The sequence below is a fragment of the Streptomyces sp. NPDC053493 genome (assembly GCF_044544825.1).
Lineage (GTDB): Bacteria > Actinomycetota > Actinomycetes > Streptomycetales > Streptomycetaceae > Streptomyces.
In genome coordinates this window covers 439,715-452,124 of the sequence record NZ_JBITXS010000005.1, presented here as the reverse complement: position 1 = coordinate 452,124, position 12,410 = coordinate 439,715, and the positions used below count along the sequence as shown (strand labels likewise).

Annotated in this window: 16 protein-coding genes; 14 read left to right on the top strand and 2 right to left on the bottom strand. The window is 72.4% G+C overall.

What is annotated here, in order from left to right:
• Positions 1–184: 184 nt before the first annotated feature.
• The 7 genes from ACIGO8_RS18375 to ACIGO8_RS18345 all read left to right on the top strand — a co-directional run bounded on the left by ACIGO8_RS18375 (position 185) and on the right by ACIGO8_RS18345 (position 5,449).
• Entirely contained in the window at positions 185–1,087 is a 903-nt protein-coding gene (locus ACIGO8_RS18375) for an alpha/beta hydrolase (RefSeq protein ID WP_399731164.1), read from the top strand.
• 45 nt (positions 1,088–1,132) lie between these two features.
• The gene (locus tag ACIGO8_RS18370; protein WP_399731161.1) at positions 1,133–1,387 is read left to right on the top strand and encodes a MoaD/ThiS family protein; all 255 of its coding nucleotides are present in this window, start codon (positions 1,133–1,135) and stop codon (positions 1,385–1,387) included.
• A 10-nt stretch (positions 1,388–1,397) separates the two neighbouring features.
• A complete protein-coding gene (locus ACIGO8_RS18365; protein ID WP_399731158.1) occupies positions 1,398–2,561 on the top strand; it encodes a hypothetical protein in 1,164 nt (387 codons plus the stop codon).
• Between the two features lie 97 nt (positions 2,562–2,658).
• Positions 2,659–3,351: a DUF2993 domain-containing protein gene (locus ACIGO8_RS18360; RefSeq protein WP_399731329.1), complete on the top strand. Its 693-nt coding sequence runs from the start codon at positions 2,659–2,661 to the stop codon at positions 3,349–3,351.
• Positions 3,352–3,845: 494 nt separating this feature from the next.
• On the top strand, positions 3,846–4,691 hold the full coding sequence (locus ACIGO8_RS18355; RefSeq protein WP_399731156.1) for a sulfurtransferase: 846 nt from the start codon (positions 3,846–3,848) through the stop codon (positions 4,689–4,691).
• Positions 4,692–4,742: 51 nt separating this feature from the next.
• Complete coding sequence (locus ACIGO8_RS18350) at positions 4,743–5,030, top strand: DUF1416 domain-containing protein (protein ID WP_265867432.1); 288 nt, start codon at positions 4,743–4,745, stop codon at positions 5,028–5,030.
• Positions 5,031–5,152: 122 nt separating this feature from the next.
• Positions 5,153–5,449, top strand: coding sequence for a DUF3099 domain-containing protein (locus ACIGO8_RS18345; RefSeq protein WP_399731326.1), 297 nt, complete (start codon positions 5,153–5,155; stop codon positions 5,447–5,449).
• A gap of 55 nt (positions 5,450–5,504) precedes the next feature.
• Here ACIGO8_RS18345 and ACIGO8_RS18340 read toward each other — a convergent pair whose 3' ends face one another.
• Positions 5,505–5,867 carry a DsrE family protein gene (locus tag ACIGO8_RS18340; RefSeq protein WP_399731153.1) on the bottom strand — a complete coding sequence of 121 codons (363 nt, stop codon included), beginning with the start codon at positions 5,865–5,867 and terminating at the stop codon, positions 5,505–5,507.
• Positions 5,868–5,972: 105 nt separating this feature from the next.
• Between ACIGO8_RS18340 and ACIGO8_RS18335 the strand changes: the two genes are divergently transcribed.
• The 6 genes from ACIGO8_RS18335 to ACIGO8_RS18310 all read left to right on the top strand — a co-directional run bounded on the left by ACIGO8_RS18335 (position 5,973) and on the right by ACIGO8_RS18310 (position 11,062).
• On the top strand, positions 5,973–6,875 hold the full coding sequence (locus ACIGO8_RS18335; protein ID WP_399731150.1) for a hypothetical protein: 903 nt from the start codon (positions 5,973–5,975) through the stop codon (positions 6,873–6,875).
• Between the two features lie 23 nt (positions 6,876–6,898).
• Positions 6,899–7,738: a hypothetical protein gene (locus ACIGO8_RS18330; protein ID WP_399731147.1), complete on the top strand. Its 840-nt coding sequence runs from the start codon at positions 6,899–6,901 to the stop codon at positions 7,736–7,738.
• The gene (locus ACIGO8_RS18325) at positions 7,735–8,751 is read left to right on the top strand and encodes a hypothetical protein (RefSeq protein WP_399731145.1); all 1,017 of its coding nucleotides are present in this window, start codon (positions 7,735–7,737) and stop codon (positions 8,749–8,751) included. The genes ACIGO8_RS18330 and ACIGO8_RS18325 overlap by 4 nt, the downstream gene beginning before the upstream one ends.
• 226 nt (positions 8,752–8,977) lie before the next feature.
• The gene (locus ACIGO8_RS18320) at positions 8,978–9,550 is read left to right on the top strand and encodes an FABP family protein (protein WP_399731142.1); all 573 of its coding nucleotides are present in this window, start codon (positions 8,978–8,980) and stop codon (positions 9,548–9,550) included.
• Positions 9,551–9,649: 99 nt separating this feature from the next.
• Positions 9,650–10,087, top strand: a complete 438-nt coding sequence (locus ACIGO8_RS18315) for a Fur family transcriptional regulator (protein WP_399731139.1) — start codon at positions 9,650–9,652, stop codon at positions 10,085–10,087.
• Between the two features lie 9 nt (positions 10,088–10,096).
• Positions 10,097–11,062 carry a YgfZ/GcvT domain-containing protein gene (locus ACIGO8_RS18310; protein ID WP_399731137.1) on the top strand — a complete coding sequence of 322 codons (966 nt, stop codon included), beginning with the start codon at positions 10,097–10,099 and terminating at the stop codon, positions 11,060–11,062.
• Between the two features lie 52 nt (positions 11,063–11,114).
• On the opposite strand, the gene dtd is transcribed toward ACIGO8_RS18310, so the two are convergent.
• Positions 11,115–11,540, bottom strand: coding sequence for a D-aminoacyl-tRNA deacylase (gene dtd / locus ACIGO8_RS18305; RefSeq protein WP_399731134.1), 426 nt, complete (start codon positions 11,538–11,540; stop codon positions 11,115–11,117).
• A 140-nt stretch (positions 11,541–11,680) separates the two neighbouring features.
• Here dtd and ACIGO8_RS18300 point away from each other — a divergent pair, with 140 nt between their 5' ends.
• Positions 11,681–12,298, top strand: a complete 618-nt coding sequence (locus ACIGO8_RS18300; protein ID WP_399731132.1) for an ABC transporter substrate-binding protein — start codon at positions 11,681–11,683, stop codon at positions 12,296–12,298.
• The last annotated feature ends 112 nt before the right edge of the window (positions 12,299–12,410 follow it).

The following is a 12,410-nucleotide window of genomic DNA, read 5'->3' as shown; positions in this document are numbered from 1 at the left end:
TCGGTCGGTCGTGCTTCGTTCGCTCGTCCATGACGTCGGTTCCTCCTCGGTCCCTGCGAGGACGTCTGCGTATCACTCTCGCGCCCTGAGAGCTTTTGTTCATCCGGTCGTAACAACGGTCGGAAAACACAAAAGGACCCGGGGGCTGCTTTGCCCGGATCCTCTGGCAAGCAGAATAGCTCACATGAGTTCCGAGGCAGAGGGGCGATTTCACATCGTGGATGTCTCTCAGATCACTTCCCGTCCTCTGCGGGACATCGTGCGGACCGAGCTCCGTACCGAGGACGGTGTCCGGATCGAGGCGGTTTACGAACCCTCCACCGCAAGTGTCTCCGATGCGTCGGATACGTCCGGTGTGACCGCTGCAGCCGGTACGTCCGAGGCGGCCGGCACGACCGGCGCCTCCGGCACGGCCGTCGTCGTGGCGCACGGCTTCACCGGCTCGGTCGACCGGCCCGCGCTGCGCCGCGCCGCCCAGGTGCTGCGCCGGCACGCGCACGTCGTCACCTTCTCCTTCCGCGGCCACGGCCGGTCCGGCGGGCGTTCGACGGTCGGCGACCGCGAGGTCCTCGACCTGTCCGCCGCCGTCCGCTGGGCCCGTGAGCTCGGCCACGCGCGCGTGGTGACGGTCGGCTTCTCCATGGGCGGCTCCGTCGTCCTGCGGCACGCCGCCCTGGCACGCGGCACCGGCGCGCACACGGACGCCGTGGCCGCCGTCAGCGCCCCGGCCCGCTGGTACTACCGGGGCACGCCCGCCATGCGGCGCGTGCACTGGGTGGTGACCCGGCGGACGGGCCGCGTGGTCGGCCGTTACGGACTGGGCACCCGGATCCACCACCGGGACTGGGACCCGGTGCCGCTCTCACCGGTCGAGGCGGTGCCGCTGATCGCGCCGACGCCGCTGCTGATCGTGCACGGCGACCGCGACCCGTACTTCCCCGTCGACCATCCCCTGATGCTCGCGGACGCGGCCGAGGCGGCCGGCACACCGGCCGAGCTGTGGCTGGAACGCGGGATGGGCCACGCCGAGAACGCGGCCGGCGACGAGCTGCTCGACCGGCTCGGGACCTGGCTCGCCCGGTCATAGCCCATCATGGGGGGCGGCGCGCACACGAACGAAGGGAGCGCCGCTATGGCAGCGGGAACCATCCGCTACTGGGCCGCGGCGAAGGCCGCCGCCGGAGTCGCCGAGGAGCCGTACGCCGCCGAGACCCTCGCGGAGGCGCTGGACGCCGTCCGCGAGCGGCACCCCGGCGAGCTGGCACGGGTCCTGTTGCGCTGCTCGTTCCTGATCGACGGCGATCCCGTCGGGACGCGCGCGCATGAGACGGTACGGCTGGCCGAGGGCGGCACGGTCGAGGTGCTCCCCCCGTTCGCAGGAGGGTGAACCGCAGACCATGAGCAGTGATCAGCAGTATCCGTACGAGCCGCAGGCCGGCCCGCCGACCGGCGCGCAGACCGGCCCGCAGGGTGGTCAACCGTACGATCCGCACGTCACCCAGACGTGGCAGGGCCAGACCTGGGACACCCAGTACCAGCCGACGGTGCAGCCGCAGGCGCCCGTCTCGTACGACACGGCGTACCTGCCGCAGCAGGGCTACGAGACGTACGGGACCGGCGGCCACCAGCTGCCGCCCGAGACGGGCAGCCGGCCGGCGTACGAGACGGCGTACGAGCCGACTCACCAGCCGGCCTACGAGACGTACGCGGCGCCCTCCCAGGAGGCCCCGTCCGCCGGGCCCGAGCCCGTGCCGGAGCCCGGGCCCGCCTACTCCGCGCCCACCACCTCCGGCAACACCCGGATCACCGACGCCCAGCGGGCCCGCGCCGAGGGCCGCTCGCCGGTCATCGCGCCCGGCATGCAGCCCGCCGCGCTGACGGCGCTGCTCGGCGCGCTGCTCGCGGGAGGCGCCGCGGTCGGCTCGTACGCCCTGCTCGTCCCGCTGGTGCTGCTCCAGGCCGTCACCGCCGCCGGCTGGTTCCGGCTCAACGGCATGTGGCCCGCCCGGCAGGGCATCGCGCTCGCCTTCCTCGGCGGCGTCGTCGCCGACGCGGCGCTGTTCGCCGCCGGACGGGAGCACGCCCCGGCCGCGATCATCGGCACGCTCGGCGTCTGGGTGCTGCTCACGCTGGTGCTCCAGCTGCGCAGCCACGCCGACCCGGACGAGCGCATGTACGGCCTGATGGCGACGGTCGCCTCCGCGGCCCTGGCGATCCTGGCGGCCGGCCACCTCGGCGCCGAGCCGGACGCGGTGGTCGTCGGCGGCGTCGCCGTCGCCGCCGCGACCCTCGCCCGGGCGGTCCCGCTGCCCGGCCCCGCCTCGGTGCTCGTGGCCCTGCTCGCCGCCGCGGGCGGCGGCATCGCGGCCGGGCAGTTCACGGACCTCGGCGCCTCCGGCGCTGCGCTCCTCGGCCTCGGCGCCGGTGTCTGCGCGCTGATCGGACTGCGGGTGGCCAGCTACGACTACCCGTCGCGGTTCGTCCACATGACGGCCGGCGTCGCGCTGCCGCTGACCGCCGCCGTGCCCGCGGTCTACCTGCTCGGCCGGGCCCTCGCGTAACTCCGCTCACGGCCGGCCCGGGAACCGTCCGGCCCTCCCACACGTCGATCTTCGTGTCGGAGGGCCGGATTTTCTGTTGTTCGAGGGGGACGTGACCGTGCGGGCACTGCGGATGGTGCTGATCCTTGCCGTGGTGCTCGGCGGGCTCTTCGTGGGCGCGGACCGGCTCGCCGTCTCGTACGCGGAGACGGAGGCGGCCGACGGCGTGCGGCTGGGCACCGCGAAGGCCGAGTCCACCGCGGTCGACATCAAGGGCTTCCCCTTCCTCACCCAGGTCGTGGACAAGCGGCTCGACGACGTCGAGGTGCGCCTGACCGGCGTCCGGGCGACCGCGGGCGGCCACCCGGTGCGCATCGGTGAGCTGACCGCCGACCTGCACGACGTCACCCTGAACGGCGACTACGGGATCGAGCGGGCCCGCGCCGCCGACGGCACGGCGCTGATCTCCTATGCGGACCTGGCCGCCGCCTCGGGCCGGGACGCCAAGGTGGCGTACGGCGGCGACGGCAAGCTGAAGGTCACGGGCGGCGTGCGCTTCCTCGGCCGGACGCTCACCCGCAGCGTGCTGTCGACGGTGACGCTGGTCGACGGGAACACCATCCGGGTGCGTGCCGACGAGGTGCCCGGCGAGGGCATCCCGGGCCTGGAGGACATGGTGCGGGCGCGCACCGACTTCGACCGGCGGATCGAGGGCCTGCCGCAGGGCATGCGGCTGACGAAGGTCGAGGCCCGCGAGGACGGCCTGGCCGTGACGGTGACCGGCGAGAACGTCGTCCTGACGGCCGGCTGACCAGGCGCGCGCGTCCGGCCGTCGAACCCCGGGAAACGGGCCCCGGGATCCGGCCGTCGACCCCGTCCTGCCGGGCGTCTGATCACATGCTGAGACGGCCTCGTCCGATCCGCAGAAACCAGCGCCACGCGGCGCGAGCACGCCCCTCCGGGGGTGATCCGTACCCGTTTCGCATCCCGCATCATGGACGATCGCGTCTCAAAATACGACACACCGGTGACACGGCCGCCTGTCCGTCCCTACGATCGTCGGCATGAAGCGACAGGCGGATCTCACGAAGCGGCGGGCAGTCGACCTGTGCCGCATCGCCGCCATGCTCTGTCGCTCCGTCTGAGCGGGACGCACGTCTTCCCGTATTCCTCAGGCCCTACGACGCGATGTCGGGGCCGCTTCGCGCAGCCCCACGCCGTCGTCCGCCACGGGCCGACGCGTACCCGCACCAGCACCACGCACCACCGCACGAACCGCCGCACACTGCCCCGGAGGAGAACAGCATGGCTCGCAGCGACGTCCTGGTCGACGCCGACTGGGTCGAGGCCAACCTCGACAACCCGCAGGTCGCCATCGTCGAGGTCGACGAGGACACCTCGGCGTACGACAAGAACCACATCAAGAACGCCATCCGGATCGACTGGACCAAGGACCTCCAGGACCCGGTCCGCCGCGACTTCATCGACCAGGAGGGCTTCGAGAAGCTCCTCTCGGCCAAGGGCATCGCGAACGACACCACGGTCGTGCTGTACGGCGGCAACAACAACTGGTTCGCGTCCTACGCGTACTGGTACTTCAAGCTGTACGGCCACCAGGACGTCAAGCTGCTCGACGGCGGCCGCAAGAAGTGGGAGCTCGACTCCCGCGACCTGGTCGACGGCTCCGAGGTCCCGAACCGCCCGGCCACCGAGTACAAGGCCAAGCCCCAGGACACCTCGATCCGCGCCTTCCGCGACGACGTCGTGGCCGCGATCGGCACCCAGAACCTCGTCGACGTCCGCTCGCCCGACGAGTTCTCCGGCAAGCTGCTCGCCCCGGCCCACCTCCCGCAGGAGCAGTCGCAGCGTCCGGGCCACGTGCCCAGCGCCAAGAACATCCCGTGGTCGAAGAACGCCAACGACGACGGCACCTTCAAGTCGGACGAGGACCTGAAGGCCCTCTACGCCGAGGAGAACGTCGACCTGGCGAAGGACTCCATCGCCTACTGCCGCATCGGCGAGCGCTCCGCGCTCACCTGGTTCGTGCTGCACGAGCTGCTCGGCGTCGAGAACGTCAAGAACTACGACGGCTCGTGGACCGAGTACGGCTCCCTCGTCGGCGTGCCGATCGAGCTCGGCGCCGCCAAGTAATTCCCCGGACCTCCCCTTCTCCGGACCCCTCGACCGTAAGGATTTCCCAACATGTGTGGAGCGCAGCCCGGCGGGCCCGACGCCTCGACGATCAAGCCCGGTGAGACCACCATCCAGGGCTACGTGACCAAGGACGGCCAGCCCGTCACCGGTTACGTCCGCCTCCTGGACTCGACCGGCGAGTTCACGGCCGAGGTGCCGACCTCCGCCACCGGCCAGTTCCGGTTCTACGCGGCCGAGGGCACCTGGACCGTCCGCGCCCTGGTCCCCGGCGGCACCGCCGACCGCCAGGTCGTGGCGCAGCACGGTGGCCTGGCCGAGGTCGCCATCGCGGTGTGACGCCGCACCACTGAACGGCCGAGGGGCCGTGCCTCCTGGGGGGTTGGACGCCGACCAGGACTCGAGGCACGGCCCTTCGGTCTGCCCGCGCCCGCCCGTGCCCACCTGCGCCCGCCCGCGAACTGGGCGGCGGGCCGGTCCGGTCGTACGCTGAAGACGTGTACGCACGGCGACGGCGCGTCTACTTCTGGATGATGGGCGTCTGCTTGGTGCTTTTCGTGGGCGCCTGGGCCGTCGTGCGCCTGTTCTCGGTGCCGGCGGCCATCGCCATGTGCGTGGTCGCCATGGTCATCCCGCCGGTCGCCGCCGTGGTCGCCAACCGGCGCGGCCCGGACGACCGCTGGTGGGACGACCCGTCGGGCGACCAGCAGTCGGACGAGTGGTGGGACGAGCTCGACGGCAAGAAGCGCGACCGCTGACCGGGCCACGCGCGCGCGACGGCTCGTGGACGGCTCGTACCGGCTCGTGGACGAGCTAGTACACGAGGGCCTGGGTGTCGTCGGCCAGGGCCTCCTGCACGAAGACCTGGGCGCCGGCGATCCGGACGCCCTTCAGGACGTCCGCCTCGGTGATCTCGCGGCGGGCCGCGCACTGGGTGCACAGGGTGATGCGGCCGGCGGCCAGGATCGAGTCGATCAGGTCCGGGAGCGGCGCGGCGTGCGGGAGTTCGAACTCGGCCGCGTGGCCCGGGAGGGCGAACCACGAGGACTCACCGGTCAGCCAGAGCGAGACCTCGACGCCGCTCGCGACGGCGACGGCGGCCACGGTGAAGGCCTGGGAGCAGCGTTCGGGGGCGTCGGCCCCGGCGGTCACCTTGATCACGAGCTTCTTCGCCATATACCGAACTGTAATGCGGCTCCAGGCAACCTCCCGCACCACTCACGTGTCAGTTGGGTGCGCGGATAACGGAATCCGCGCTTCTAGTCTCGTGGGGGGACTGCTTTGGAAGCCACGGAAGCGGCCGAAGCCGCTCAAAACACCCCGGCGGCCGAGCCGGACACGCCTCCGGTACCGGCACCGGAGCCGGTTCCGACGCCCGACGCGGCTCCGGGCACGGCGCCGGACGCCGCACCGGATGCGGCAGCAGCCCCGGAGGCCGCATCGGACGCCGCACCGGCGGCCGCACCCGCTCCGCGGCGCCGCGCCGGCCGTACGGTCGCGCTGATCGCCGTCGCCGCCGTGCTCGGTGTCGTCGGCGGCACGGCCGTCGGCTACGGCGTCCAGGCCGGCCGCGAGCCCACGCCGCTCCCGGCCCTCAACCAGCCCGGCCTCGCCTACCCGGCCAAGCCGCTCCCGAAGGGCAAGGAGCCCGCGCCGCTGTCGGCCGCCGAGGACCGCGGCCTGAAGACCGAGGGCGACCTGCGCAAGCTGCTCCTCGCGGTGCCCGCCGGATCAAGGAAGGCCGACTTCGCGCCCGAGGACGGGTGGCTGAGCGTCTCCTCGTACGCCTCCGACTTCAGCGGGCCCTCGGGCGAGTTCGAGTACCTCCTCGAGAACGGCGTCCGCCGGGTCGCGAGCACCGCCTGGCGCACCGGCGAGTACAGGTTCACCCAGATCAACCTGGTGCAGTTCCGGTCCGACAGCGGCCAGGGCGCCGCCGACCACGCCGAGGACCAGCGCAGCTTCATGGAGGACGAGGCCGGCTACGGCGAGCCGATCAAGGGCAGCCCCGACGGCCGGACCTACCAGCTGCCCGTCGAGCACGAGGCGGGCTACGAACTCCACCAGGCCCGCGCGTACGTCCACCGCGGTGACGTGATGGTCGAGATCTTCGTGACGGACACCAAGAAGATCAGCCAGAAGGACATCTCCTCGCTGGCCGAGCGACAGCTGGAGCGCCTGTGAGCCCTGTGAGCCCTGTGAGCCCCGTGAGCGAGGAAACGAAGCCGAACGCCGCCGAGCCCGCGGAACCCGTGGCCGACGCGGCCCCGGCCGCCGAGCCCGAGGCGCGCCCGCGGCGACGCCTCTTCCCGTACGTCCTCACCGGCGTCCTCGTCCTCGGGATCGCCGCCGGCGGGACCTACACCGGCGTCACCGTGGCCGACGCCGAGCGCCACGCGCCCACGCTGGGCTGGGAGGAGCCGGCCCCGGGCGCCGAGAGCAAGGACCCGGCCGCCGACACCGCCGTGCGCGGCCGTGCCTCCACGCCGCTGAGCAAGCTGCTGCTGCCGGTGCCCGACGACTACACGCTCGGCCCCGACGTCGAGCGGTACGGCAACGACGGCGAGCTCGGCGCGCGCGACGCCGTGGCCCTGATCAAGCAGCAGGGCAAGGGGCTGTCGGGCAAGAAGCGCCGCGAGTTCGACAAGCGGATCGAGAAGCTCGGCATCCAGGGCATCGCCGTGCGCTCGTACGCCTCCGACGGCGCCGACCTGCTGGTCGAGGTGCAGATCGTGCACATGAAGGACAAGCGGTTCGGCACCGAGCTGCGCAGGATGCAGACCGAGGTCGCCGACGTCCTGAAGTTCCCGAAGGGCCCGCGCGTCGACGGGCACAAGAACGCGTCCTGCTTCGTGATGCCGCGCCCGAAGCGCGAGTCCGGGGAGGAGCGCGAGAACGGCCTCGACGGCATGGTCTGCTCCGCGACCGAGTCGGAGTACTACGTGACCGTGACCGCCTCCGGCGGCCGGCCGCTGGACAAGTCCGCCGTCGCCGAGCTGGTGAAGCAGCAGCTCGACCACATCACGTCCCCGGGGGAGTACGTATGAGCGAGACCGAGCAGCGGACGGCCCCCGTCACGCCGGAGCCGGAGCCGGGGCCGGAGCCGGGGTCGCAGTCCGCGTCCGGCCCGGAGCCGACGTCGGCCGCCGCGCCCGAGCCGGACCCGCAGCCGGAGACCGTGCCCGAGCCGACGCCGGCCGCCGCGCCCGACGCGGAGCCGACGCCGGAGACCGCGCCCGACCCGGACTCGACGCCGGAGACCGCGTCCGAGGCCGCGTCCGACGTCGTACCCGCCGTCTCTCCCGCCCGCTCGCGCCGCGTGCTCGCCGCCGTCGCCCGCTGGACCGCGGCCGTCGTCGTCTGCGGCGGCCTCGGCGCCGGGACGGCCGCCGCGATCACCTCGATGGACCGCACCGACGTGCCCGGTCTCGCGACCGAGAACGACGGCCGCTGGGCGTATCCGCAGCTGAGCCTGCCCGCGCTGCCCGAGGGCTCGCCGCGGCCCTACACCGACGGCAACGACGGCGAGATCCACCACGCCGACCCGCGTGCCCTCGTCCTGCCCGCCCCGGCCGGCGCCACGGTCGACCCGAAGCTGGACGGCGGCTGGGTGAGCGCCGAGCAGTACCTGGCGCTCTACCCGAAGGACCGGCGCGCCGACCTGAAGCAGGCGATCGACGACTCGGCCCTGCGGAACATCACGGGCCGCGCCTGGACCATGCCGGACGGCACCAGGAGCGCCGTCTACCTGCTGCGCTTCAAGTCCGTCGGCTTCTCCGAGGCCTTCAAGGACGACGCCGTGCAGGCCGGCTCCGGCGACACGGTGCTCCTGGACGGGGTCCAGGACGGTGAGTCCTTCGCGCTCGGCGACGACGTGCGGGTCGCGGACACGGCGCTGTACGCGACGGCCGAGACGAAGCCGTACGGGCCCGAGCAGACCCGCTGGGCGTACATCCAGGCCGGCGACACCCTCGCCCTGGTCGTGCAGTCCCGCAAGGACGAGGCGCTCGCCGTGCCCTTCCAGCAGACGGTGACCCTGCAGAACCAGCTCCTCGGCTAGACCCACCTCACGAAGAGGGCCGGGCCCCCGCCCACTAAGCTGGGGTCCGGCCCGTACCGCCTTCACCGCTCATTCGAGGAGCACCAAGTGATCGTTTTCTTCGAGACTCTGCTGGTCCTGGTCTGCGTCGGCGTGCTCGCCTTCGCCGGGCTGACCGTGAAGAAGCTGTACCAGGGCCAGCGCTGAACCCCTCCGCCCACCGAGACACAGATCGCCTGAGCTGCTCATGATCGAGATCCCGTCCGACCTCAACCCGGACCTCGTCCCCCTCGCGTTCCTGCTCGGCACGTGGGAGGGCGCGGGCGTCTCCGACTTCCCCGGCGCCGAGAAGTGCAACTTCGGCCAGTCCGTGACCTTCAGCCACGACGGCCGTGACTTCCTCGAGTACCACTCGCACTCGTGGGTCCTGGACGCCGACGGCAACAAGGTCCGCCCGCTGGAGAGCGAGAGCGGCTACTGGCGCATCGACAAGGACCGCAAGGTCGAGATCGTCATGGTCCGCGACCAGGGCATCGTCGAGGTCTGGTACGGCGAGCTCGCCGACCAGAAGCCGCAGATCGACCTCGCGACCGACGCCGTCGCGCGCACCGCCGCCTCCGGCCCGTACAGCGGCGGCAAGCGCCTCTACGGCTACGTCAAGAGCGACCTGATGTGGGTCGGCGAGAAGGCCACGCCCGAGGTGCCGCTGCGGCCCTACATGTCGGCGCACCTGAAGAAGGTCGTCACGCCCGAGGAGGTCGCCGAGATGGCGCGCAACCTCCCCGACATGCCCGACGACGGCATCGCCTTCTTCAAGTAGGAGTCCTTTCAGGAGGAGTTCTTCGAGTAGGAGCCGGATTCCTCCCGAGGGGCCCGAGCGGGCCTGGCCCGCACACCGCGCCCTCCTACACTGGAGGGCGTGGTGAGCACCGACTGGAAGAGCGACCTGCGGCAGCGCGGCTACCGGCTGACGCCCCAGCGCCAGCTTGTCCTCGAGGCCGTGGATACGCTCGAGCACGCGACGCCCGACGACATCCTCGGCGAGGTCCGCAAGACCGCGTCCGGCGTGAACATCTCCACCGTCTACCGGACCCTGGAGCTCCTGGAGGAGCTGGGTCTGGTCAGCCACGCCCATCTGGGCCACGGAGCCCCGACCTACCACCTCGCCGACCGGCACCACCATCTGCACCTGGTCTGCCGGGACTGCACGAACGTCATCGAGGCGGACGTGGAGGTGGCGGCCGAGTTCACCGGCAAGCTCCGAGAGACCTTCGGTTTCGACACGGACCTGAAGCACTTCGCGATCTTCGGCCGCTGTCAGGACTGTGCCAGGAAGGACGCGGCCGCCGAGTCGTAGGCTTTTCCCATGAAGAGCCCTCTGCTGTCCCTGCCCGGCGCCGTCCCCGCCGAAGGCCGTGACGAAGGCGTCGCCGCGCACTACGGCGATCTGTTCCGCGAGCAGCGGACCCTCGCCGACGGCACCGGTTTCGTCGACCTCTCCCACCGCGGTGTCGTCACCGTCACCGGCGACGACCGGCTGAGCTGGCTGCATCTGCTGCTCACCCAGCACGTCAGCGAGCTGCCGGCCGGCCAGGCCACCGACGCGCTGATCCTCTCCGCCAACGGGCACATCGAGCACGCGCTGTACCTCGTCGACGACGGCGAGACGGTGTGGGCGCACGTCGAGCCCGGGACGCAGGCCGAGCTGCTCGCGTACCTGGAGTCGATGAAGTTCTTCTACCGGGTCGAGGTCGCCGACCGTACGGAGGACTTCGCGGTCGTGCACCTGCCGGCCGGGTCGATCGCGCAGGCTCCGGACGGCGTGGCCGTACGGGAGACGGCGCACGGCCGCGAGCTGTTCCTGCCGCGCGCCGATCTCGAGTCCTTCGCCGGCTCGCACGGTCCGGCCGCCGGCATCCTCGCGTACGAGGCGCTGCGGGTCGAGGCGCACCGGCCCCGGCTCGGTTTCGAGACCGACCACCGCACCATCCCGCACGAGATCGGCCTGATCGGCAGCGCCGTCCACCTCCAGAAGGGCTGCTACCGCGGCCAGGAGACGGTCGCCCGGGTGCAGAACCTGGGCAAGCCGCCGCGCCGGCTCGTCTTCCTGCACCTGGACGGCAGCGAGGTGCTGCTGCCGGGGCACGGCACGCCGGTGCGGCTCGCGGCGGACGGGGCGGAGGGCCGGCAGCTGGGCTTCGTGACGACGTCCGCGCGCCACCACGAGCTGGGGCCGATCGCGCTGGCGCTGGTGAAGCGGAACGTGCCGGTGGACGCGGAGCTGATCGCGGGGACGACGGCGGCCGCGCAGGAGACCGTCGTCGAGCCGTAAGGCGGTAAGGCCGTTCGTCCCGGCCCCGGGCTTCGTCCCGGCCCCCGGGCCGTCAGACCTCGATCAGGACCGTGAACGGGCCGTGATTCGTGAGCGACACGCGCATGTCCGCTCCGAACCGGCCCGTTTCCACGTGCGCGCCCAGCTCCCGCAGCCGGGCCACGACCTCGTCGACCAGGGGCTCGGCGACCGGGCCGGGCGCGGCCGCGTTCCAGGTGGGCCGGCGGCCCTTGCGGGCGTCTCCGTAGAGGGTGAACTGGGAGATCACGAGGAGCGGCGCGTTCACGTCGGAGCAGGACTTCTCGCCCTCCAGTACCCGGACGGACCAGAGCTTTCTGGCCAATTGCGCCGCCTTCTCGGGAGTGTCGTCATGGGTCACCCCGACCAGGACGCACAGCCCTTCGCCGACGATCTCGCCGACGGTCTCCCCTGCGACGACGACCTTCGCGCCGTCGACCCTCTGCACCACTGCTCGCATACCGACCAACCTACCGATCCGCCTCCCGGCGGACGTGCCGAGGGCCGAACGGGTGCAGACCGCCTGCGTCCTCCGGGGCGCAAGTGGCACCATGCGTGTCAGTCGGTGCCTTTTCCGCACCGGTCGAGGGGACGATTCACATGAGTGCTTCTGGCACCGGGCAGACGCCGTCCGGACCCGTACCGCTGACCCGGGCCGGCCGGCCCGCGGGGCGCGCCGTCGGGCGACCGCCCGCGCAGCGGGCCGCCGAGCCGGAGCTGCCGGACGGGCCGCGGCCGGACCTCGCGGCGCTGCGGCTCGAGGAGCTGCGGGTGCTGCGCCGCGACGCGCAGCGCGACGAGGCCGACCTGAGCTACGTACGGCGGATGCTGCAGGGCCGGATCGACATCCTGCGGGCCGAGCTGGCGCGGCGCAGTGACCCGGAGGCGCCGGTCCTGGACCGCCTCTCGGAGATCCTCGCGGACACGCCGTCGCGGCCCGGGGCGGTGACGCGGTCGGCCCGGCACGTGACCCTGTCGACGCCGCGCAGCGAGGAGTACCGACGGCTCGCGTCCGAGATGCTGTCGGAGGTCGAGCTGTCGGACCTGACGGCGCGGACGGACAAGGAGCTGCACACGGCGATGGGGCGGCTCGCGGGCTACGAGCAGCAGGTGTCGCGGCGCCGGCACGAGCTCCAGCGCACCGCCGACGACTGCAGTGCGGAGATCGCCCGCCGCTATCGGGAGGGCGAGGCACAGGTCGACGACCTGCTGGCGTGAGCGGAGGGCCGGCGCCGGACGGGCCCCTGCGGGAGGGCCGTGTCTCGGGCCGCCGGGCCGTGTCTCAGGGCCGCCGGAAGGGCCTGGAAACTCGGGTGCGACGCCGTGACGC

Coding starts and splice junctions, on each gene's coding strand:
- ACIGO8_RS18350 (WP_265867432.1), top strand. CDS start 4,743: ATGTGTGGAGCGCAGCCCGGCGGGCCCGACGCCTCGACGATCAAGCCC.
- ACIGO8_RS18325 (WP_399731145.1), top strand. CDS start 7,735: ATGAGCGAGACCGAGCAGCGGACGGCCCCCGTCACGCCGGAGCCGGAG.
- ACIGO8_RS18340 (WP_399731153.1), bottom strand. CDS start 5,867: ATGGCGAAGAAGCTCGTGATCAAGGTGACCGCCGGGGCCGACGCCCCC.
- ACIGO8_RS18365 (WP_399731158.1), top strand. CDS start 1,398: ATGAGCAGTGATCAGCAGTATCCGTACGAGCCGCAGGCCGGCCCGCCG.
- ACIGO8_RS18300 (WP_399731132.1), top strand. CDS start 11,681: ATGAGTGCTTCTGGCACCGGGCAGACGCCGTCCGGACCCGTACCGCTG.
- ACIGO8_RS18375 (WP_399731164.1), top strand. CDS start 185: ATGAGTTCCGAGGCAGAGGGGCGATTTCACATCGTGGATGTCTCTCAG.
- dtd (WP_399731134.1), bottom strand. CDS start 11,540: ATGCGAGCAGTGGTGCAGAGGGTCGACGGCGCGAAGGTCGTCGTCGCA.
- ACIGO8_RS18310 (WP_399731137.1), top strand. CDS start 10,097: ATGAAGAGCCCTCTGCTGTCCCTGCCCGGCGCCGTCCCCGCCGAAGGC.
- ACIGO8_RS18355 (WP_399731156.1), top strand. CDS start 3,846: ATGGCTCGCAGCGACGTCCTGGTCGACGCCGACTGGGTCGAGGCCAAC.
- ACIGO8_RS18320 (WP_399731142.1), top strand. CDS start 8,978: ATGATCGAGATCCCGTCCGACCTCAACCCGGACCTCGTCCCCCTCGCG.
- ACIGO8_RS18370 (WP_399731161.1), top strand. CDS start 1,133: ATGGCAGCGGGAACCATCCGCTACTGGGCCGCGGCGAAGGCCGCCGCC.